Consider the following 21,937-nt stretch of genomic DNA (forward strand, 5'->3'; position numbering starts at 1 on the left):
ACTGCTCAGCACAATTTTCCTTTGACAAATCGAATACCTTCAATCAGGTGCATAGACAACCGAGCCATTTGTTCATGACGCAATCTTATTCTTAGAGCTTCTTGCCCTGCAAAACTCTGATCCGAAACGATTGCAATGTCACTCACAAACAGCACGATTGTCTTTTACCGGAACCAATGCTTTGAAATTAAATGAACAATTTTTCAAAATAAAATGTGCTGAATAATTACTAAAGTTCTACACCATGGCAGCCATACGATCCCGGTTGGCAACAAGCTGTATACGTTTTTCCGAAAGCTCCCCATGCTGCTCTTTCACCTTTTTCACAACCACCTCAGGCGCCTTGTCAACAAAACCTGGATTATCAAGCTTGGCAGATATGCCATTCAGCTCCTTGTCCACCTTGGCAATGCTTTTGTCCAGACGTTCCACTTCTTTGGAAAAATCAAGAATACCTTCCAGGAGAACATAGAGGGGGGAACCGGAAACAATACTGGTGGCAGAGACTCTGGGACGTTCCCCCACACTGGCTGCTTCAAGGGTGCTGAGGCGTGCCAGAAGCTTCATCAGGTCTCCATGGTTGTTAATCATTTCTTTCTGGAAGGGATTATCCGTATGGAAAACCGCATCCAGAGCCTGGGCCGGAGGAAGATTCATCTCGCCTCTTATATTACGGACCCCCGTCACAAGCTCCATGAGAAACTCCATGGCCACTTCCGCTTCAGGAGAATAGGCCAGACGCTGCTGATCCCAGTTTGTTGTGGGATAAACAGCCTTCATGATGGAACCTCTCTCTCCGGGGAGCTTTGACCAGATTTCCTCCGTAACAAAGGGAATGATGGGGTGAAGAAGAATCAGAGTATCACTGATCACCCGGTAGAGCACGCCCTTGGTGGCTTCCATGGCCGCTTCTCCGGACTTACCGAAAAGAACGGGTTTTATGGCCTCAAGGTACCAGTCACAGAATTCATTCCACACAAAACGATAGAGAATGGAAGCAGCATCGTTGAAACGGTAAGTTTCCAGAGCCTGCTGCACCTGGGCTGCCACCGTATTCAGGCGGGAGAGAATCCACTGATCCGGCAGGGACAGGGCTTTTTCATCAAAACTTTCATAGGCCCGGTCCAGATGCATGAGGGAAAATCGGGCCGCATTCCAGAGCTTATTGATAAAATGGCGGTAACCTTCCACCCTTTCTTCGGCAAGCTTGATATCCCTGCCCATGGCGGCAAAACTCGTCAGGGTAAAACGGAAGGCATCGGTGCCGTACTGATCAATCACTTCCAGGGGATCAATAACATTGCCAAGGGATTTGCTCATTTTCTTGCCCTCGGCATCCCGGACCAGTGCATGGATATAAACTTCCTTAAAGGGCACCTCATCCATGAAATGGGTACCCATCATCATCATACGGGCCACCCAGAAAAAGAGGATATCAAATCCTGTCACCAACACAGAGGTCGGATAAAAGGTTTTCAGAAGATCCGTATTTTCGGGCCATCCCATGGTGGAAAAGGGCCAGAGGGCAGAACTGAACCATGTATCCAGCACATCACTTTCCTGGATCAGGGAGCTGGAACCACAGTCCGTACAAAGCTCGGGGTCCGCCTCAAGAACCATGAGAGAACCGCAGTCTTTACAGGTCCATGCCGGAATACGGTGACCCCACCAGATCTGACGTGAAATACACCAGTCCCGGATATTGTGCATCCATTCGTAATAGGTTTTGGTCCAGTTTTCGGGATAAATGCGGGTATGCCCCTCTTCCACCGCCTTTAGGGCTTTTTCCGCCAAAGGGGCCACCTTCACAAACCACTGCAGGGAAAGGTTGGGTTCCACCACGGTCTTACAGCGATAGCAATGCCCCACACTGTGGGTCAGCTCTTCTTTTTTAATCAGCAACCCCTGCTTTTCCAGCTCAGCCACAGCAGCATTCCGTGCCTCAAAACGATCCAGCCCTGCAAAGGCCCCGGCATGGGCATTCATCCGGCCATCATCATCAATGGCCTTAATCTGCTCCAGGCCATGCCTGATGCCCAGTTCAAAGTCATTGGGATCATGGGCTGGTGTTACCTTCAGACAACCCGTACCGAAATCCCTGTCCACATAGCTATCCCGGATGACAGGGATCTCCCTCTCCGTCAGGGGAAGTTTAACAAAAGCGCAGGAAAGGTCTGCATAGCGATCATCTTCGGGATGGAGAGCTACCGCCGTATCCCCGAAAAGGGTTTCCGGGCGGGTGGTGGCCACCACAAGGGAAGCGGAATCATCCGCCAGGGGATAGGCAATGTGATAGAGAAAAGAATCTTTCTCTTCATGCTCCACCTCCAGATCTGCCAGAGCCGTATGGCAGCGGGGACACCAGTTTATCAGATACTGCCCTTTATAAATCAGGCCCTCTTCGTACAGCCGTACAAAAACCTTGCGAACAGCTTTTGAGAGTCCCTCATCCATGGTGAAGCGTTCACGATTCCAGTCACAGGAAGCGCCAAGGCGTTGCAGCTGATTGATGATGGCACCACCATACTCCTGACGCCATTCCCAGACTCTGTCGATGAAAGCATCCCTGCCCAGATCATCCCGGGATTTCCCTTCAAGGGCCAGCTGCTTTTCCACCACATTCTGGGTGGCAATACCCGCATGGTCCGTTCCCGGCATCCACAATACATTTTTTCCGCAAAGCCTGTGGTAACGGCAGAGAATATCCTGCAGGGTATTGTTCAGTGCATGGCCCATGTGCAGCTTACCCGTGACATTGGGCGGCGGAATCACGATGGAAAAAGCTTCTTTTTCCTCATCTTTATCCGCAGCGGCAAAGAGCTGATTTTCCAGCCAGTAGCGGTACCAGCGCGCTTCCACTTCCCGGGGTTCATACCCCTTGTCTAACAGAGCCTCACTCATGTGCACTCCCTCATGCTTCTTATTATATCTTCACAAAAACCGGTTTTTAAAATCCGGTCGTATACACAAAAAAACAGGAATACGGACCATAAAAAAAGGGATTATGGAATAATCCCCTTTTTTGTGCAAGTTTTTGATCCGCTGACTTCCCGAAAATCAGGACGGATCTTTGTAAAGAGCATCCTTCAGAGCATGGATTTCTTTTTCCACAGCCCTTTCCACAACAGAAACCAGAGCCATATCCAGTTTTTCAGCAAATACCTTGCGAACCACCCTCTCAAGTATGGCTTCAAAATCCACATCCGCCAGCCTGTCCTCCAAGGCCTGCACAGAGCTGCCCTGCTCCATATCCTCTGAAAAATCATTGTTTTCCAAAGGCACAAAGCCTGTGTCCGGCATCAGGGATTCTGCTGCAAGATCCTGATTCGAACCTTTATCGAAATCAGAATCCAGGTCTTTCTCAGGCTCATCAGCAAAAGAAAATGCTGAGTCTGCCCCACCTTCATCAATGGTATCAGAAACAAAAAAGTACTTTCCGTCTGACGAAATGGCTGCCTTTTCTTCCAGATCGAAGAGTGCCTCATCTTCTCCTGAAAAAGCCTGTTCTTCCGAAAACTCTCCCTCGTCCGATTCTTCTACAGGCACGTCCTCTTCCAGAAGAATACCAGCTGCTTCCAAATCAAGAACATCTTCCTCGGAAAAAACTCCTTCGTCCGATTCTTCTACAGGCACGTCCTCTTCCAGAAGAATACCGGCTGCTTCCAAATCAAGAACATCTTCCTCGGAAAAAACTCCTTCGTCCGATTCTTCTACAGGCACGTCCTCTTCCAGAAGAATACCGGCTGCTTCCAAATCAAGAACATCTTCCTCGAAAAAAACTCCTTCGTCCGATTCTTCTACAGGCACGTCCTCTTCCAGAAGAATACCGGCTGCTTCTAAATCAAGAACATCTTCATCTGCAAAGCCATTTTCTCCGGAATCAGAAATATGATCTTCTTCAAGAAGATCCCCTGCTACAGCCAGATCCAGCACATCATCAGCATCACTGGCATTCCATGAATCTGCATCGGATACCGGTTTGCCATCCAATTCCAGAGAGAAATCATCTCCTTCAAGAAAAGCACCCACATCACCGAGATCTATAGCCTCTTCCCGAAACATCAACTCTGTTTCCGAAGGAACATGAACCTCACCTTCCGGCGCAGCAACAGATACCTGTGAAAAATCAGGAACATCTGCCGCATCAAGATCCTGCTCCTCTACCCAGTCATCCGGATCCAGAAGAAGATCCTCTTCGGGTTGGGGATCAATGTCTTTTTTTACAGGCAGGTCCGGGATTTTATTGCCACCGGATTTTGGAGAAGAACCAACCAGGATATCTTCAAGATCAATGAAATCTTCATCTTCCACTGAGCTTTCAGAAGGATGCGGAACAACACGAAAAGGCTCCCCTGAATTATCCTCAGATGCAACTTCCAATACCGGAACGGAAACAGAACCTTTTCCATCTCCTTCTGCCTGAAGGGTCATGGCAAGATCTGAAAGATCCAGATCATCCGTTAATCCATCATCACGAGACGGCGCTATGCTCCGTTCAGTCGTATCTTTCATATATTCTCCGATTACATGACTGGACAGCCTGGTGTTGTGGACACCGCAACAGGTAGGAAATGATGGCGACATCCGAAGATTAGACAAAGTAAAGCAAACATTAACTTTTTATTTCTGCTTTCTGGTACATTCCTTAACTCTAAAGAACCTGAAAAACTTTTTTACCAAAACTCCAAAGCTTGTAGCATATACTTTATAAAGCCTCCCGCATACAATATCTTACCAATTCATGCAGAAAGTTCTGCGGATAATAAGTCTAAATATTTCATACCAGAAAAAATCTGTCAAGAAAACGGAGCTGTCCTTTTCTTTTAAAAACACTTATTTTTTATATGAGGTTCAGAAATAACATTTTTTTCAATCAGGACAGTATCATTGTATCCAATGAGATATAAGTATAAATTGTATTTCTTCGCATTGAGAAGGACTTCAACCAAATTAAACTTAAGCCAAAACAAGGATCACCATGCGACGCATTCCTTTTCAGCTTCCTGCATCCCCACCGGAACATGTTTGTATCACAGGCCAGGATGCCAACCATATTCGAAAAGTTCTCCGCATGCAACAGGGAGACCCTCTGTGTCTCTTTGACGGCAAGGGCAATGAATATGAAGCCCTGATTCACAGAATGGATACGGAGGGCGTCCAGCTCACATTGACGGGTATCCAGCGCAGCATTCCAGCCCCCCCTGTACATCTGGATATCGCCATCGCCCTTCTCAAGGAAAAAAAAATCGATGAGCTTATCCGCCCCCTCACGGAACTGGGAGCAGGAACCATAAGAATCTTTTGTGCCGCACGCAGTGTTCCAGTTCTTAAAAAAGACAAGGCTGAAGCAAGGATGGAAAGATGGCAGAAACTGGCCACTGAATCCCTCAAGCAATGCTGCGGCAGCCACATGCCTGAAATCCTTTTTCATAAAGACAGCTCTCCCCTTATGCTTGACCCTGCACCAGAAGAAAAACGGATTCTTTTCTGGGAAAGCACGGACAGCAGTCATTGGTCTGAAGAAAAAAAGGCTATGCCCCTGCGTATCCGTGCAGTTTTTGGTCCTGAGGGAGGATTTGATCCGAAAGAAATTCAGGGTTTTTTCAGAGCCGGGTACAAACCTCTGGGGCTTGGTCCCCGCATTCTAAGGGCACCAACCGCAGTTCTGGCAGGAACGTCCCTTCTTCAATATCTCTATGGAGATCTTTCCCTTCCTCCCTTTCCCGGACTATGGAAAGAATAAGCCCGGCTGAAGTTATATACATAAAAAAGAGCCCACAACCATACTGTAGCCATAAGAAGCTTTTTAGGGCATAAGATTAAAGACTTACCCATTAAAACGAGACAAAAATACTGTTCCCTGAAGGATAAAAAGCATTTTTTTTTAACGATGGAATAAAAACATCTTGACTCTTTGCCCCATTTTCCTTACAACGGCTTCGTCTTGAGCGCCCAAGTAGCTCAGTCGGTAGAGCAGAGGACTGAAAATCCTCGTGTCGGTGGTTCGATTCCGCCCTTGGGCACCATAAAAAAGAATAAGCACCGGATTTCATGATCCGGTGCTTTTTTTATTTGCACTTTTTACAATTTAAAAAACGGCTGCCCATATCCATATTGGAATCAGACAACCGCAAGGAGTGCACCAGCTACAGACAACGGGACAAAAAAGAAGAAATTCTTTCATTCTCCTGGCAGGTACCAAAAAAATCTCCCGGCCTGCCACTGTCCACAAAAACACCAGCCTCCATAAAAATAACCCGATCAGCAATTTCCCTTGCAAAGCCCATCTGATGGGTGACAATAATCATGGTCATCCCATCCTTTGCCAGGGCACGGATGGTGTCAAAGACCTCACCCACCAGCTCAGGATCCAGGGCTGATGTGGGTTCATCAAAGAGCATCATCTTGGGCTGCATTGCCAGAGCCCTGGCAATGGCCACACGCTGCTTCTGACCACCTGAAAGCGTTGCGGGAAACACTTCCTTCTTATCCGAAAGACCAACCTTTTCAAGCATCATACAGGCAAGCCTTCTGGCCTCTTCCTTGTCCATTCCCTTTACGGTAACCGGTCCTTCCATGACATTTCCAAGAACCGTCATATGGGGGAAAAGGTAAAAATGCTGAAAAACCATACCGATCTCAGAGCGTAACCTGCAGATATTTCTGTGGCTGTCGGGAACCCTTTTCCCCTTACGCATGACATAGCCCACATCCCGACCCTCAAAGAGAATATGGCCTTCATCGATCTGCTCCAGCATATTCACACTGCGCAGAAGGGTGGATTTTCCTGATCCCGAAGGCCCTATGATAACAACCTTTTCACCCGGCAAAACAGAAAGATCCACGCCATCCACGGCCTTAAGCTTTCCATATCTTTTAACAATTCCCTTAAGCTCCAGAACAGCTTCTTTTTCAACGCTTTTCATAAACTCCCACCCGCCTTTCAAGGGTCTCAAAACAAAAGGTAAAGACCGTTGTAAAAAGAAGATAGATACATGCCGCAAGAATCAGTACATTAATGTTAAAATAAGCATTGAACATCTGATCCGCTGCCCGCATCAGCTCCACCATGGCAATGGTGGATACAAGAGCCGTATCCTTGATCAGAGCAATAAACTCATTACCCATGGGAGGTATCAGTCTTTTATAGGTCTGAGGAACAATTACCCGCCGCATGGCCTGGCCATAGGTCATGCCAATGGCTTTAGCAGCCTCCATCTGTCCGTCATCAATGCTTTCAATTCCCCCACGGATAATTTCAGCAAGATAGGCGGAATAATTAATACCAAGCCCCAGAAGAGCGGCAGTCAGAGGCTTGAGGGTTATTCCAAGACTGGGCAGGCCATAATAGATGAAAAACAGCTGAAGCAGTAGCGGAGTTCCCCTGAAAAACCATATAATAAACCAGCAAAGTCCTGAAAGGGGCGGAATACGACTGATACGCCCCAGCGCTATCAGTAATCCGCCTATGGGAGACACTACCATGGTGACCAGCACCAGAGTCAGGGTCATCACAGCACCTTTAAGGAGAGCAGGCAGAAACATCCAGGCATCTTTAAAAAAAAGAATATAGGCTGGAAGAGTTTCCCTTTCCAGGGAGCGAAGAAAGTTGGCTGCCTCTACATTCTGGGGATAAGGGTCCAGCACCTCCCTACAGGCTGCCATAGCTGCATCATAATCGCCCATGGCATGAAAAATCCTTGCCATCTGCATCCGGCTGCGAACAAAGGGGGCCACATCCCCGCCCTGATCAGGCGATGGTATGCCAATCAGAAGTGCTGCAGCTCCCTGAAGATCACCCGTTGCCATGACATTATCCGCTTTACGGAAAACAGATGCCGTATCTGCTACAACCAGACCAGGAGCAGACAAAAGACAGAGGACCAGAAAGATCCATTTTTCTATTCTCACCATACTTCTCCTTGCAGAACCTTTCACCCGGCTTCTTAAAACAGCTGCGCCCGCATTTTTAAGGTGCGGGCGCAAAAACAGACAAAGACATATTATCCAAAAACTACCATGCAGCCTTATCAACGATATTCTCACCAAACCACTTTTCAGAAATGGTTCCAAGGCTGCCATCTGCCACCATGGCATCCAGCTCTGCCTGCACCCTGTTACGCAGACTTACATCTGCCTTACGGAATGCCACACCAAAGGGTTCTTTTGTAATAAATCCAGGCAACACCTTGTATCTTCCTATACGTTTGGAAATGGCATCTCTGCCAACAACATTGTCTATAATGACTGCATCCAGACGACCGCTTTCAAGGTCCAGAAGGGCTTTGGGATTATCCACATACTCCCTTACCTCCTTGGGAGCCTCGGGCAGTGCGCCCACAGCATTCAGGGCGCTGGACCCCTTCTGCAGACCAATAACCATCCCACCCAGATCCCCATAGGAAGTAAAGCGGTTTTCATTAAACCGCACCACAACGACCTGTCCATCCATGATATAGGGTTCTGTAAAATTCACCTGCTCAGCCCGTGCAGGGGTGATGGTCATACCATTCCAGATACAGTCAAATTTTCCGGAGTTGAGGGAGTGAATCACACCATCCCAGGCCGTGGGATGCCACTCAATGGCAACACCAATACGCTGGCCCAGGAGTTCTGCAGCATCAACGTCAAAACCGACCAGAGTACCATCTTCAAGACGGTATCCCATGGGAGCAAAGGCATCATCCAGCCCTATAACAAGCTTTCCTGCATCCTGCACCCTTTTCCAGGAATTATCCGCATGGGCCGTTATGACCAGCGCCATGACACAGAAAAAAACAACCGCCAACTTTTTCATTGTGCTCTCCTTGTTGTTTTTGAAGGTCAAAAGGGTCAGACCATTTGACCGGAAAATAAACAACTTGAATCCATAACAAAAAATGCTTTAATGAAATGAAATTTTTTTTGCAAGTTTTTTATAGGTATTCAAAGGCCGGGAAGCGACAGCCCTGTACAAACAGGGCTTGTCAAAAAAAAGTTCCAGGGGAGCAAGACCTTCCCACTGATCAGTCCCCGGTTTTCAGCACGGAAAGGAAAGCAGACTGAGGAATTTCCACCTGCCCTACCATCTTCATGCGCTTTTTACCTTTTTTCTGTTTTTCGAGCAACTTACGCTTACGACTGATATCCCCGCCATAACATTTAGCCGTCACATCCTTACGGAAGGCAGAAATGGTTTCCCTTGCCACTATCTTACCTCCAATGGCCGCCTGTATGGGAATCTTGAACTGCTGCCTGGGTATTTCTTCCCTCAAACGTTCACAGGCCATGCGCCCCCTGGCCTCTGCCTTGTCCTTATGAACCAGCTGAGCCAGCGCATCCACCTTCTCGGCATTCACAAGAATATCAAGCTTTACCAGATCAGTTTCCCTGTGCTCTATTATATCATAGTCAAAGGAACCGTAACCCTGGGTAATACTTTTCAGTTTATCGTAAAAATCATAGACAACCTCACCCAGAGGCAGCTCAAAGATCATCTCAAGGCGGCTGGATGTCAGATACTGATAATTCCTGTTAATCCCCCTGCGTTCCATACAAAGCTTCATCACAGAACCCATATAGCGTTCCGGCACAATGATATTGGCCTTGATAAAAGGTTCCTTCACGCTTTTGATCAGGGTAGGGTCCGGATACAGAGCCGGATTGTCCACCACAATATTTTCACCGTCCATCAGTTCAAGATGGTAGCTTACGGAAGGGGCTGTTATAATCAGAGAAAGGTCAAACTCCCTTTCAAGGCGTTCCTGCACCACCTCTAGATGAAGCATGCCTAAAAAACCACAGCGAAAACCAAAACCTAAGGCAGCCGAACTGTCCTTTTCATACATGAGGGCAGCATCGTTGAGCTTGAGCTTTTCTATGGCAGTTGCCAGCTCCTCATAGTCATCGGAGGCCACGGGATAAATAGAGGAAAAAACAACGGGTTTGGCTTCATGGAAACCACCAAAGGCTTTGGTGCATGGTTTTTTGTGATGGGTGATCGTATCCCCGCAACGGGTATCACTCACGGTTTTAATTCCAGCGATCATGTATCCCACCTGCCCTGCATTCAACACCTTCTGGGGATTGCGGACAATCTGAAAATAACCGACCTCTTCCACCTTGTACACAGCACCGTTGCTCATAAAACGGATTTCATCCCCGGCCTTCAGGGAACCATCCACGATACGCATGTGCACCACGGTTCCCCTGTAGGGATCATAATGGGAATCAAAGATCATGGCTTTCAGGGGAGCATCCGGATCTCCCTGCGGAGGCGGCAGATAGGCTACAATGGCTTCAAGCAGCTCAGGAATACCCGTCCCCTCCTTGGCGGAAGTCAGCACGGCATCAAAGGGGTCCAGCCCCAGATCATCGGCAATCTGTTCTTTCACCCATTCCACATTGGCGCTGGGGAGATCAATCTTATTGATCACAGGAATAATGGTCAGATCGTGCCCCATGGCAAGATAAAGATTGGCAAGGGTCTGGGCTTCCACCCCTTGAGTGGCATCCACCAGCAGAAGCGCACCCTCACAGGAGGCCAAAGCTCTGGATACTTCATAGGTAAAATCCACATGGCCCGGTGTATCAATCAGATTCAGTGAATAAACCTGACCGTCAGCAGCTTTATAGGGAAGGCAGACCGTCTGACTTTTAATGGTGATTCCCCGCTCCTTTTCTATATCCATGGAGTCAAGAATCTGATCATGGAAATCCCTGTCCGCAATAATCCCTGTGGCTTGAATCAGACGATCGGAAAGGGTGGACTTACCATGGTCAATATGGGCTATTATGCTGAAATTTCTAATGTTTTTCATGAATTATCCCACCACCTTCTAAAATAACAGTCGCATACATCCTGGCAAACCAGGTAAAAATATATTTACCCCATAAAAAAACGGGTAGCCGGAAACCGACAATCCGCTTTTTTTCTTCAGGCAAACCTTGTACCGAATACATAAGCCGCTGTCAATTCACACTCCCGTCCCCTGAAGATCCAAGGAACTGTAATATTCACGATAAATAGCTTCCTGCTCATCCAGTATTTCCTTTAAAATTGAAAGACTGGTTAAAGGATTCATCAATACCACACGCAGCACAACGGTTTCACCACCACCGGGAACACCCTTATCAATGGCAGTTCTCGATACAAAACTCTTACCGGACTCCCTCTGTATCCTTTGAATATTTATATTAATGTCATTAATTTTCTCATTGAGCCTTGTCCGTTCAGCGCCACAGGACCGCAGCAGGGCTTCCTTCAAAGGTGTCGGACAGAAACGATAGGTAAGAATATTCAGCTCAGGAGCTGTTACCAGCTGCAGATTATCTCTTTTACGGATTTCTTCGGCAAGCTTACGGGCCAGATCAATGCCATGATCAATGAGCATGCCATAACCCTTCCTGCCCATAACTTTAATGGCTGAATCAAGGATCAGGGAATTGGCTTCACGGGTTCCTGCAAGGGTTTTAATTCCCAGATCCACAGACCCCCTGCGGATAATGTAATTGGCATGGTAACTGATGGCATCCAGATGGAAAGGATCACGGAAATAAACCATGCCGCAGGTCATGGGCATATAGAACTGCTTATGGCCGTCAATGGTAACGGAGTCTGCCAGCTCAATCCCATCCATCAGATGCCTGTAACGGTCGCTCATCAGGGTAGGCCCGCCCCATGCCGCATCCACATGGAAATGGATACCCGCTTCCCGGCAGAGTTCTCCCATCTTGCGCAGAGGATCTACGGTTCCGGTTTCCGTAGCCCCCGCAATCCCCACCACGGCAAGAATTCTTGTTCTGGGATCTGCCTTGTATTCTGCAATTTTCCGGCGCAGTGCCGGAAGGCAGATACGGTTTTCACCATCCACATCAATGGTTACAAGGTTGCGGTTCCCAAGCCCCAGAACCCCCACGGCCTTGCGCATAGAGTAATGGCCCCGCCGTGAAACCAGAATGACACAACGGTCAATGTCATAGGCCCTGTAAGCCTCGGCAAGCCCATCGGCCTCCACCCCGTCAAAACCTTCTCTGGGTCCCAGCAGTCTATTTCTGGCAACCCACAGAGCAGTAAGATTGGCAGCTGTGCCCCCTTCCGTGAAAACCCCAAGGGTGGCATCCGTACTCTGAACATATTTTTCATAAAAGTCTGGTTCCATGCCGTAAACCAGACGATGCAGCCTTGCTGTCACCTGCCGCTCCACAATGGATACAACCTTGGATGTCTCAACCTTAACCACATTCTGATTCAAGGCCGCAACAATGGCCTTGAAAAGAACCATGAAAAAAGGAATGGCAGAAGTCATATGCCCCACAAAATAGGGGGATGAGACATTAACGGCCTGAGGTGCAATACGATCAATTATATCAGAAATCACTTCCGGAAGTTTTTTTTCCGGCTCAAAGCATATGGTGCTGTCCATATAGCCCAAAGCCAGCTCTTTAAGCCCTATTTCCTCGGTAACCCCCACGTGGTTGTGCAGAAACTCCTGCAACCCGAAAAGAATCTGCTCCATGTAACCAACCAGCTTGGCCCGGTCAGCCTCAGTGTCCGGCTGGATAAAAAGCCTGAGCATCTGCTCCCAGTCACCATCCCTTACAGAAGGTGCTTCAAAACTCAATCCCTGTCGCATGGTCCCCGCCCCATGGTCTTCTGGTTTCCGGCTTATGAGCCTTAAAAAAAATACTGCCTCCCCAGCAGTACATTCTTTTTTCCCTTAAAGCTGATCTGAACCTCAATTTTTTCTACCTGCCGCTTCCCCTTAGCAGACTGATGGAAATTTCACGAATCTTTTTTTCATAACTTTTATTATCTATATATAATTGTCCTTTAAGGTTTGCGCATGTAAACATGTTTGAAAAAAAAAAACAACGGCCGTTTCTTTTTTTTTTAGTCTCAGAAAACCCGACAGATCCGTGGGAGTGCCTGAGTGTTGACACCAGCCCCACTTCACCGTATCTTTGGTTGTTTTTTCAGGAAGGGTTGCCTTTACTTTTTTCATGGAAGAAGCTCCCCTTCACAATGTCCAGCTTACGGAGCCGTCATGAAACTTCCTCCCATCCCCGTCTTTATCATCGGCGCACTGCTGATTGCCCTTGCCTTCTGGGCCGGGATGCGGCTAAGCGGAGACGGCATGCTGCCTAAACCGGACATCCATACAATGCTGCCGGAAGACGGAAGGTCCCATACAAAGGAAAAGGCTTACCTTTACTTTGCCCATCCCGCATCGGATACGCTTTCGGCAGAAGCACGGGAGCTTTCCCTTACAGGGACTCCTCAGGACAAGACCCGCATCATTCTGGAAGCCCTTATCACCGGTCCTTCCATGGAGGGCAGCTCCACCCTGCCCGAAGGCACAAAACTTCTGGCCCTGTACACCGAAGGCAATATGGCGGTTCTGGATTTTCACCCGGACATCCGCAACAATCATCCCGGTGGCAGCCAGGGAGAACTCATGACCATTTATGCTCTGGTTAATTCCATTGTAATTAACGTACCGGAAATTCGAAAGGTCAAGATACTGATTGCAGGCCAGGAGCAGGACACCCTGGCGGGGCATATCGATATCCGGCATCCACTTACCGCTAATATGATGATTGTAAGATGACTCAGATAAAACTCTCCCAGATCCGGAATATAGGTATCATGGCCCACATTGATGCGGGCAAGACAACCGTCACCGAGCGTATTCTTTTTTATACAGGCCGCTCCCACAAAATAGGTGAAGTCCATGACGGCGAAGCCACCATGGACTGGATGCCCGATGAGCAGGAACGGGGCATCACCATAACCAGTGCTGTAACCACCTGTGACTGGAAAGACAGCCGTATTCAAGTAATTGACACCCCTGGACATGTAGATTTTACCATAGAGGTGGAAAGATCCTTAAGGGTTCTGGACGGCGCCATCGGTGTTTTCTGTGCCGTGGGTGGTGTACAGCCCCAGAGCGAAACCGTCTGGCGACAAGCTGATAAATACCATGTACCCAAAATTGCCTTTGTTAATAAAATGGATCGTATAGGTGCGGATTTTTATGCCGTAGTTGAACAGATCCGGGAAAAACTGGGAGCAAATCCAGTCCCCATTGCCCTGCCCCTTGGGTCTGAAGACCGTTTTTCCGGTATTATTGATCTTTTGAAGATGAAAGCCATCATATGGGATGAAGAAGGTCTCGGAGCCACCTTCGATGAGGTCGAAATTCCTGAAGATATGCAGGAAGAAGTCCTTGAAGCCAGGGAAAAACTCCTGGAGGCCGTAGCTGAAACCGATGACCTTCTGATGGAAAAATATCTTTCCGAAGAAAACATAACAGAAGAAGAAATTGTATCGGCCCTTCGCAGAGCCACCATTGATCTGAAAATGGTTCCAGTTCTCTGCGGATCTGCTCTTAAAAATAAAGGAATCCAGTCTCTGCTGGATGCCATTACAGCCTATCTTCCAAGCCCTGCGGATGTCCCCCCTGTGGAAGGGATTATCCCCGGTACAGAAGAAAAAATACATTTTCCGCCCAAATCCGCAGAACCCCTTTCAGCTCTTATTTTCAAGGTCTCCATGCCCGAAGGAAGAAAGCTGGTTTACGCCCGTATCTATTCAGGAAAAATCAAGGAGGGGGACGAAGTTTTTAACCCCACACTGAACCGTAAAGAACGGGTCTCACGCATCCTTCTTATGCATGCCAACAAAAAACAACGCATCCCCGATGCCGGCCCCGGAAGCCTTGTGGGACTGGTGGGACTCAAGGATTCCGCCACAGGTGACACCCTCTGCTGGCCCAACCATCCAGTAATGCTGGAACGCATTGATATCTATGAGCCTGTTATCTCCCTTGCCATTGAACCCAAGACCCATGGGGATCAGGAAAAGCTGGAACAGGTGACAGCAAAACTCCTGGACGAGGATCCGACCCTTCGGATCAAACAGGACCCGGATACGGGGCAGATAATTCTTTCGGGTATGGGAGAGCTTCATCTGGAAGTTATTGTCAGCCGCATGTCACGGGAGTTCAATACCCAGGTGAATGTGGGCCGGCCTCAGGTGGTACACAGGGAAACCCTTTCAGCAGCATCCAGAGGAGAAGCCGTTTTTGATCGTGAAATTACCGGCACAAAGCACTACGCCCGAATCGTTCTTAGCCTTCAGCCTCTGGAACGGGGAGCCGGTGTCCGTGTCTCATCAAAACTTCCCGAAGATCTTCTCCGCCCGGTACTGAAGGAAGCGATGGAAAAAGGAATCCGGGAAGCCTTTGGTGCAGGCCCTCTGATGGGCTATCCTGCCACAGACCTTGAAGCTGTTGTTCTGGAAGCGGAAATCCGGGAAGGCAGTGATACGGAGCTGGCCTTCACCGTTACCGCATCCATGGCCTGCAGGCAGGCCATGGTGCAGGGGCAGGCCCTTCTGCTGGAACCCATCATGAATGTGGAAATATTTGTACCCGATGATCATATGGGTGAGGTCATCGGAGACATCAACAGCAGAGGCGGAAAAATAGAAGGCATCGCTCCCAAATCCGGTATCCAGGAAATCAGGGCCACGGTACCCCTCAAGAAAATGTTCGGATATTCAACGGACCTGAGATCCGCAACCCAGGGGCGGGGGAATTACGTCATGGTATTCTCCCACTTTGACGCTCCCTGAAATCTTTAAGCTCCCATGTAAAGCAAATCATTTTCAGCGTCTTTCCGGGGAAGCCTTCCTTAACTGTCTTGCAATGGCTTTCCGCCGCTCACGGGCATCCCTGCTTTCCTGTGAATCCTCGGCAAGCAGGGAAATGCTCCTTGCATAATGAAAATCGGCATTGGTGAAATCCCGGGTTCCCTGATGATAACGGCCCAGATGATAATGGGCCAGCCCATCCCGGCCCATGCGGCCCAAAACCTCTCCCAGGGCATAACGGGCACCAATAAGGCCAGGAGCCATTTCCAGCACTTCTTCATAGGTTTTTACGGCTTCTTCATAGCGGCCAAGGGCGGCATAGGCCCGGCCCAGATCAAAAAAAACTTCCGGGTCACCGGTATCCGGCGCTATATTTTTCAAAAGCATAATTGCTGCCTCAGGCTGACCGGCATGGAAACGGATTCTGCCAAGATCACTGATAACAACCTTGTCCATGGGATTAGCTCTGGTCACAATTTCCATGTTTTTAAGGGCTTCATCCCTGTCACCATTCCGGATCAGCGCCAGTGCGAAGGCATGGCGGACGGAAAGATTGTCCGGATCTTTTTCCAGCCTCTGCCGGAGATGGGACACAGCAGGACCGGAATCCGTATAACGGGCCTGAAGACGATCCCGTACATGGGCAAACCGCACATTGTCAGAAGGATTCTCCCGGCCTTCATTTAAGGAGTTTTTCTGACGGGATTTCAACCATGCCCCGACAAAGACAATGCGCTCTTCGGTGCCGGGATGAGTTCTCAGATAGGTGGGGATATCATCTGTGGTATACCACTCCTTGCCCCGGATTTTTCGGAGCATGGTCAAAAGTCCTTCACCTCCGTAGCCCGCTGAGCTAAGGTAGCCGAGTCCCCTTTCATCGGCCTCCCGCTCATTTTCCCGGCTGTAGGATAAAAGGGCAGACTTGCCCGCTGCCTGGCTTCCCATGATCAGACCAAAGGCCGCATCGGGACTGGCACCACCAACGGCGGCAAGAATACCGGCGGCAAGGCCTGCAAGGGTACCTATCCCTACTTTTTTTGACCGGGCCACGAGCTCTGAAATATGCCTGCAGGTCACATGGGCAATTTCATGCCCCAGAATACCGGCCAGCTCCTCTTCACTTTCCATGGCCAGTATAAGTCCTGAATGTATATAAATATGCCCGCCGGGTCCGGCAAAGGCATTATAAGAAGAATCCAGAACCACATTAAAGGTAATGGGAAAGGGAGGGTCTTCAAGGACATCCACAATGCGCGCCCCCACTTCCCGCACATATCCTGTAATAACAGGATCCCTTACCAGACGGTGGGTGGCATGAATGTAGCGGACAAACTCTTCTGCCAGCACCTCTTCCTGCTGAAGGGTAAGGGAAAAGACAGGAGGGGGAGGCAGCATGAAAAAAAATACCAGGGAACTAAGGAGAAAAACACGGTTGACAGCCTGCTGTAAAAGCGACATGAATCGTCTTTCTTTCATGGCATGGGATCCTTCGGCGGTAAGCATACAGAGATATCAAGGATATTTTTAAAAATCTGCCTGCTTTTTAAACTGCTGATTTCAAACTACCGGGCCGTCCCGAATCCTTTGCTTTGCAATTCACCGGAACTATGGTAGAGGCATATTCGTTATGACACAGATCATCTGCATCGCCAACCAGAAAGGGGGAGTGGGCAAAACCACCACAGCCATTAATCTGGCTGCGGCGCTGGCCCTTTCCGCCAAAAAAGTTCTTCTTGTGGACTGTGATCCTCAGGCCAATGCCACAACTGGTATCGGCCTTGACAAATCAGGTCTTGACCAGACTCTCTACCATGCACTCATTGGTGATGCCAGGGTGGAGGATATTATTAAGGTATGTGAAATTGAAAATCTGCATATTCTTCCTTCACGGGTAGAACTCATCGGTTTTGAAGTAGAAATGATGGGAGATCCGGAAAGGGAAAAATTCCTTTCCCAAGTGATTAGCCCCTTAAAAAACCGTTATGATTATATACTGCTAGACTGCCCGCCATCCTTAAGCCTGCTGACCCTCAACGCCTTCACTGCAGCCGATTCTGTTCTGATCCCTTTGCAGAGTGAATTTTATGCCCTTGAAGGTCTTGGCCAGCTGCTCCAGACCGTCAAGCGGATTAAGAAAAGCCTCAACACCCAGCTTCGCATTGCCGGTATCCTCCTGACAATGTTCGACGGGCGCACCAACCTCTCCACACAGGTTGCCGAAGATGCTGAGCAATATTTTAAAGATCTGATTTTTAAAACCCGTATTCCAAGAAATGTACGGCTGGGAGAAGCCCCCAGTTTCGGGCAGCCAATTTTCACCTACTCTCCAGCATCCAAGGGTGCCCAGAGTTACATGGATCTGGCGGAAGAGCTTATGGCAATGACACTATCTTCCCGCTCCGGCATTTAAAAAAACTCCTTACACCGGCTGCATATTTAAACAGAATCCAGCGTTATGGCATCACCATAACCAAAAAAATACCGTGGGAATATCCCTTTATGACTGACTCTTCAGTATCCGGAAAAAACCGTAAAAAAAAAGGACTGGGACGCGGCCTTTCCTCCCTGATCCCTGACATTGAAGCTGCGGACAGGGAAGTATCCCACAATCCAAAAAACCTTCCCATCCATGCACTTGTCCCCAACCCCTTTCAGCCCCGTCAAAATTTTGATGCCGATACCCTGCAGGAACTGGCCGACTCCATCGGCAGGGAAGGGATACTCCAGCCCGTTCTGGTCCGCAGGTCAGGCCTGGACTACCAGATTGTCGCCGGAGAACGCCGGGTCAGGGCCGCAAAAATGGCAGGTCTTTCATCCGTTCCCGTTATCATCAGAGATCTTGATGATTTGCGCATGCTTCAGATTTCCATTGTGGAAAATATCCAGCGTAATGACTTAAGCCCCATGGAAGAAGCCCGGGCCTATCAGAGACTGGTACAGGAATTTTCCATGACCCAGGATGCAGTTGCGTCCTCCGTGGGAAAAAGCAGATCCAGCATCACTAATTTCATCCGACTGCTGCAGCTTCCAGCCCTGATACAGGATGCCATGGATACGGGAAAAATTTCCATGGGCCATGGACGTGCCCTGCTGGCCCTCGAAGATGAAGACCTCCTCCTCCGAACCTTTCACGAGGTGATGGAAAAAACTCTTTCCGTCCGGGAATGTGAGGCTCTCGTAAAAAAAAGGCTTTCCCCTCTGAATAAGGAGCCCTCTTCTCCATCCAGTGTGCCGGAAGAATACCAGATCAGGGCCGAACGTCTTTCAAGCTCCCTGGGGGCAGCCATCCGTATCCGGGGAAGCCGCAATGCGGGGAAAATGGAAATTCCCTATACCAGCCCGGAAGAGTTTGATGCCATTGTAAAAAAGTTGGAAAATCTTTAACTTTTTGTAACTGTTCAGCACAGTTTTTCAAGTACCATAGCTGCAAGACATATGCACAGACCCCAGGCTATTTGCCCGTGACGCAATCTTATTCTTAGAGCTTCTTGCCCTGTGCGGAAGCGGCAAAAACTCGCCGCCACAGGCAGGATAAGCTTTTTGATTACCATAGCAGGCTTATGCACGCTGCCTTTGTGGCGGCTCAGACAGTTTGCCGCTTCTTTCGCACAGGTCTGCAAAGCTCTGATCCGAAACGATTGCAATGTCACTTGCAAATAGCCACGGAGTCTTGCAACAGTACGAAGCTGCTGAATAATTACAACTTTTTTCATCCGACCGAGAGCTTATTTATGCATATTCAGATAGCAAAAACAGCCGGCTTCTGCATGGGTGTCCGCAGAGCCGTTGACATGGCCATTGATGCGGCCAATAAAAGCAAAGGCCCCATATGCACCTATGGACCTCTGATCCATAATCCTCAGGTTCTTGATATACTGGAAGAAAAAGGCATCCCTATTCTCAAAGGCATTCCGGAAAAAGGTGAAGGTACCATCATCATCCGTGCCCACGGAATTCCTCCCTGTCAGCAGAAGAAGCTTCAGGATGCCGGATTCACGGTTATGGATGCCACCTGCCCCCGCGTCATCAGGGTACAGACCATCATCCGGAAACATACTGAATCAGGTCATCATGTCATTATTGCAGGGGATGCAGATCACCCGGAAGTTGTGGGACTTCTGGGCTACGCCGGAAGTACTGGCCATGTCATAAGCAGCATGGAAGAGCTTGCTGCCCTTCCTGTCTTTGAAAAGGCCATCATCGTAGCCCAGACAACCCAGAACACCCGCTTTTATGAGGGTATCAGCACATGGGTTACAAAGGAAAGATCCCACTACAAAGTTTTCAACACTATCTGTGATTCAACGGAAAAACGCCAGAATGAAACCATGGCTCTGGCAAAAGAGGTTGATCTTGTCATTGTTGTGGGCGGTAAAGAATCCGGCAACACCCAGAGGCTTGCGGAAGTCGCCATGGAAGCCGGAACTTCCAGTCTGCACATTGAGTCCGCCGAAGAAATCCCAAAGGATATTCTTAAGGATAAAAAACGCATCGGTATAACTGCAGGTGCTTCCACACCCAACTGGATTCTGCGTCAGGTCGTCAGCACCATTGAAAGTCAGGCCATGACGGACAGCCCAATGCAGGCATGGATAAAAAAAATACAAAGTTTTCTTTTAAGCAGCAATATCTATCTTGCCATGGGAGCTGCTGCCCTCAGCTATGCAGCCAGCATGATGCAGGGATTCAACCATGAGTTTCGCTATTCCCTCATTGCCGCAACCTATATTCTTTCCATGCAGATATTTAATACCCTCACAGGGATTCCTTCGGACCGCTACAACAATCCGGAGAGGGCAAAACTCTACGAAACCCACCGTCCATTTTTCTTCATTCTTGCGGGTTTTGCCGGAATCACAGGCCTTGCAACGGCATTTGAGGCGGGTATCCTTCCCTTTGCCATGCTTTTTTTTATGACCCTTGCCGGTATTCTTTACACAGCACCCCTATTACCGAGATCCCTGTCCCGCAGTCATATACGTAGCTTAAAAGACATTCCCGGATCAAAGACCATCCTAATTGCCATCGCCTGGGGTGTACTCTGTGTCATACTTCCCACATCAGCCATACGGGGCAGCTTGGACACAGCCACCCTTGCCTCCTTTCTTTTTGTTGCTGCTCTCGTTTTTGTACGCACCGCTTTTTTTGATATCATGGCTCTGCAGGGAGACCGCATTGTCGGAAAAGAAACCCTTCCCATTCTCCTTGGAGAAGAAAAAAGCCGCAGGCTTTTAATTCTGCTGCTCACGGCTGTGTTCACAGGGACTTTTTTATGTATCCACCTTTCCATTTTCCCTGCTCAGGCCTTTTTGCTGGCCCTGCCACCCTTTCTTCTGATATGGATGCTGTGTGGTGAAATCAGCGGTCGCATTCCTGCGGATACCCGCCTGGCATTTCATATTGAAAGCCTGCTGATACTGAGCGGCATTCTGGCGGCCATGATTAAAATATCTGTAATCTAAAATATTGGTACTGACCTTATCTGCCGGACCAAAATAACATACTGATGTACAACAAGGAGCCATTCCATGGTTTTCCATAATGATAAGGCAAGGGATCTCTCCAGAGAAGTCCTTGTAGCCCTGCGCCGTATCACCCAGGCCATTGAACTGCATTCCAGGCAACTGGTGAGAAGCCATGGACTCACAGGTCCACAGCTGATTATTCTCGAAGAAATAGCCCGAAACGGTGAGATGGCCGTGACAGAACTGGCAAGGGCCATCAGCCTCAGTCAGGCAACGGTGACTGGTATTCTGCTGCGCCTTGAACGCCAGGGACTCATCTCCCGGCTGCGGGGAACCAGAGATAAGCGCAATACCCTTGTCTCCGTTACGGAAAAAGGAAAAGCCATACTGGACGAGGCCCCTCCCCTGCTGCAGGAAACCTTTGTAAACAGCCTTGCAGCCCTTCCCCAGTGGGAGCAGCTCATGATCCTGTCCAGCCTGCATCACATCGTTCATATGATGCAGGCCAGAAGTATTGATGCTTCTCCCTTTCTCGTTACGGGTCCCATCCACAATGAAAATGAGGCCAGAGAATCTTAATAACTTATAAAATCACAAATATTTACAATATCTATTACAAAAAGATACCACCACTTTTTTTAGAGAATATCCTTTAAGCTTCAGCAAGAAAGAATTTCTGCCGATCACAGAAAAGAAGCTGTCAGGCAATATCCGTCACAAAGGCGGTATTCAGCTGTTACTTTAAATTTTCAGTGTCGATTTCCGGCACACCTCATATAAGATAGAGTAAAGCAAACGGGTGGAAGAGCCGTCGGAATGTTTCTGCCTCCTTTTTCCC

Annotated in this window: 15 protein-coding genes and 1 tRNA gene; 8 read left to right on the top strand and 8 right to left on the bottom strand. The window is 48.7% G+C overall.

Translation table 11 applies throughout. From position 1 onward, the window contains the following. Positions 1–237: 237 nt before the first annotated feature. Together FIM25_RS14150 and FIM25_RS14155 are read right to left on the bottom strand one after the other, a co-directional pair. Positions 238–2,901 (bottom strand): valine--tRNA ligase, encoded by a 2,664-nt coding sequence (locus FIM25_RS14150; protein WP_139450512.1) that lies wholly within the window; start codon positions 2,899–2,901, stop codon positions 238–240. A gap of 156 nt (positions 2,902–3,057) precedes the next feature. Beyond that, entirely contained in the window at positions 3,058–4,512 is a 1,455-nt protein-coding gene (locus FIM25_RS14155) for a hypothetical protein (RefSeq protein WP_139450513.1), read from the bottom strand. Between the two features lie 466 nt (positions 4,513–4,978). On the opposite strand from FIM25_RS14155, the gene FIM25_RS14160 reads away from it, so the two are divergent. Together FIM25_RS14160 and FIM25_RS14165 are read left to right on the top strand one after the other, a co-directional pair. After that, entirely contained in the window at positions 4,979–5,743 is a 765-nt protein-coding gene (locus tag FIM25_RS14160) for an RsmE family RNA methyltransferase (RefSeq protein WP_139450514.1), read from the top strand. Between the two features lie 207 nt (positions 5,744–5,950). Then, positions 5,951–6,026: transfer RNA gene (locus FIM25_RS14165), tRNA-Phe, on the top strand. A gap of 120 nt (positions 6,027–6,146) precedes the next feature. Here FIM25_RS14165 and FIM25_RS14170 read toward each other — a convergent pair. The 5 genes from FIM25_RS14170 to panP form a co-directional block, all read right to left on the bottom strand. Then, positions 6,147–6,926: an amino acid ABC transporter ATP-binding protein gene (locus FIM25_RS14170; RefSeq protein WP_139450515.1), complete on the bottom strand. Its 780-nt coding sequence runs from the start codon at positions 6,924–6,926 to the stop codon at positions 6,147–6,149. Beyond that, positions 6,913–7,914: an amino acid ABC transporter permease gene (locus FIM25_RS14175; protein ID WP_139450516.1), complete on the bottom strand. Its 1,002-nt coding sequence runs from the start codon at positions 7,912–7,914 to the stop codon at positions 6,913–6,915. Before FIM25_RS14175 ends, FIM25_RS14170 begins: the two co-directional genes overlap by 14 nt. A gap of 100 nt (positions 7,915–8,014) precedes the next feature. After that, on the bottom strand, positions 8,015–8,797 hold the full coding sequence (locus FIM25_RS14180) for an amino acid ABC transporter substrate-binding protein (protein ID WP_139450517.1): 783 nt from the start codon (positions 8,795–8,797) through the stop codon (positions 8,015–8,017). A 208-nt stretch (positions 8,798–9,005) separates the two neighbouring features. Then, positions 9,006–10,799: a translation elongation factor 4 gene (gene lepA, locus FIM25_RS14185; RefSeq protein ID WP_139450518.1), complete on the bottom strand. Its 1,794-nt coding sequence runs from the start codon at positions 10,797–10,799 to the stop codon at positions 9,006–9,008. A 156-nt stretch (positions 10,800–10,955) separates the two neighbouring features. Further along, positions 10,956–12,614: a pyridoxal-dependent aspartate 1-decarboxylase PanP gene (gene panP / locus FIM25_RS14190; RefSeq protein ID WP_139450519.1), complete on the bottom strand. Its 1,659-nt coding sequence runs from the start codon at positions 12,612–12,614 to the stop codon at positions 10,956–10,958. A 411-nt stretch (positions 12,615–13,025) separates the two neighbouring features. Between panP and FIM25_RS14195 the strand changes: the two genes are divergently transcribed. Together FIM25_RS14195 and fusA are read left to right on the top strand one after the other, a co-directional pair. Further along, positions 13,026–13,589 (top strand): GerMN domain-containing protein, encoded by a 564-nt coding sequence (locus FIM25_RS14195; RefSeq protein ID WP_139450520.1) that lies wholly within the window; start codon positions 13,026–13,028, stop codon positions 13,587–13,589. Beyond that, positions 13,586–15,616, top strand: a complete 2,031-nt coding sequence (fusA, locus tag FIM25_RS14200; RefSeq protein ID WP_139450521.1) for an elongation factor G — start codon at positions 13,586–13,588, stop codon at positions 15,614–15,616. The genes FIM25_RS14195 and fusA overlap by 4 nt, the downstream gene beginning before the upstream one ends. 33 nt (positions 15,617–15,649) lie before the next feature. On the opposite strand, the gene FIM25_RS14205 is transcribed toward fusA, so the two are convergent. After that, positions 15,650–17,110, bottom strand: a complete 1,461-nt coding sequence (locus tag FIM25_RS14205) for a M48 family metallopeptidase (RefSeq protein WP_179953406.1) — start codon at positions 17,108–17,110, stop codon at positions 15,650–15,652. 151 nt (positions 17,111–17,261) lie between these two features. Here FIM25_RS14205 and FIM25_RS14210 point away from each other — a divergent pair, with 151 nt between their 5' ends. From FIM25_RS14210 to FIM25_RS14230, 4 genes are all read left to right on the top strand, one after another. Beyond that, positions 17,262–18,044 (top strand): ParA family protein, encoded by a 783-nt coding sequence (locus FIM25_RS14210; RefSeq protein WP_139450523.1) that lies wholly within the window; start codon positions 17,262–17,264, stop codon positions 18,042–18,044. Between the two features lie 89 nt (positions 18,045–18,133). Beyond that, positions 18,134–19,018 (top strand): ParB/RepB/Spo0J family partition protein, encoded by an 885-nt coding sequence (locus FIM25_RS14215; RefSeq protein ID WP_139450524.1) that lies wholly within the window; start codon positions 18,134–18,136, stop codon positions 19,016–19,018. A 347-nt stretch (positions 19,019–19,365) separates the two neighbouring features. After that, positions 19,366–21,096, top strand: coding sequence for a 4-hydroxy-3-methylbut-2-enyl diphosphate reductase (gene ispH, locus FIM25_RS14225; RefSeq protein ID WP_139450526.1), 1,731 nt, complete (start codon positions 19,366–19,368; stop codon positions 21,094–21,096). A gap of 66 nt (positions 21,097–21,162) precedes the next feature. Then, positions 21,163–21,678 (top strand): MarR family winged helix-turn-helix transcriptional regulator, encoded by a 516-nt coding sequence (locus tag FIM25_RS14230; protein WP_139450527.1) that lies wholly within the window; start codon positions 21,163–21,165, stop codon positions 21,676–21,678. Positions 21,679–21,937: the final 259 nt, after the last annotated feature.

The sequence above is a fragment of the Desulfobotulus mexicanus genome (assembly GCF_006175995.1).
Taxonomy (GTDB): domain Bacteria; phylum Desulfobacterota; class Desulfobacteria; order Desulfobacterales; family ASO4-4; genus Desulfobotulus; species Desulfobotulus mexicanus.

Excerpts from the sequence above, each read along its gene's own strand:
- FIM25_RS14150 (WP_139450512.1), bottom strand. The coding sequence starts at position 2,901 with ATGAGTGAGGCTCTGTTAGACAAGGGGTATGAACCCCGGGAAGTGGAA.
- FIM25_RS14155 (WP_139450513.1), bottom strand. The coding sequence starts at position 4,512 with ATGAAAGATACGACTGAACGGAGCATAGCGCCGTCTCGTGATGATGGA.
- FIM25_RS14160 (WP_139450514.1), top strand. The coding sequence starts at position 4,979 with ATGCGACGCATTCCTTTTCAGCTTCCTGCATCCCCACCGGAACATGTT.
- FIM25_RS14170 (WP_139450515.1), bottom strand. The coding sequence starts at position 6,926 with ATGAAAAGCGTTGAAAAAGAAGCTGTTCTGGAGCTTAAGGGAATTGTT.
- FIM25_RS14175 (WP_139450516.1), bottom strand. The coding sequence starts at position 7,914 with ATGGTGAGAATAGAAAAATGGATCTTTCTGGTCCTCTGTCTTTTGTCT.
- FIM25_RS14180 (WP_139450517.1), bottom strand. The coding sequence starts at position 8,797 with ATGAAAAAGTTGGCGGTTGTTTTTTTCTGTGTCATGGCGCTGGTCATA.
- lepA (WP_139450518.1), bottom strand. The coding sequence starts at position 10,799 with ATGAAAAACATTAGAAATTTCAGCATAATAGCCCATATTGACCATGGT.
- panP (WP_139450519.1), bottom strand. The coding sequence starts at position 12,614 with ATGCGACAGGGATTGAGTTTTGAAGCACCTTCTGTAAGGGATGGTGAC.
- FIM25_RS14195 (WP_139450520.1), top strand. The coding sequence starts at position 13,026 with ATGAAACTTCCTCCCATCCCCGTCTTTATCATCGGCGCACTGCTGATT.
- fusA (WP_139450521.1), top strand. The coding sequence starts at position 13,586 with ATGACTCAGATAAAACTCTCCCAGATCCGGAATATAGGTATCATGGCC.
- FIM25_RS14205 (WP_179953406.1), bottom strand. The coding sequence starts at position 17,110 with ATGAAAGAAAGACGATTCATGTCGCTTTTACAGCAGGCTGTCAACCGT.
- FIM25_RS14210 (WP_139450523.1), top strand. The coding sequence starts at position 17,262 with ATGACACAGATCATCTGCATCGCCAACCAGAAAGGGGGAGTGGGCAAA.
- FIM25_RS14215 (WP_139450524.1), top strand. The coding sequence starts at position 18,134 with ATGACTGACTCTTCAGTATCCGGAAAAAACCGTAAAAAAAAAGGACTG.
- ispH (WP_139450526.1), top strand. The coding sequence starts at position 19,366 with ATGCATATTCAGATAGCAAAAACAGCCGGCTTCTGCATGGGTGTCCGC.
- FIM25_RS14230 (WP_139450527.1), top strand. The coding sequence starts at position 21,163 with ATGGTTTTCCATAATGATAAGGCAAGGGATCTCTCCAGAGAAGTCCTT.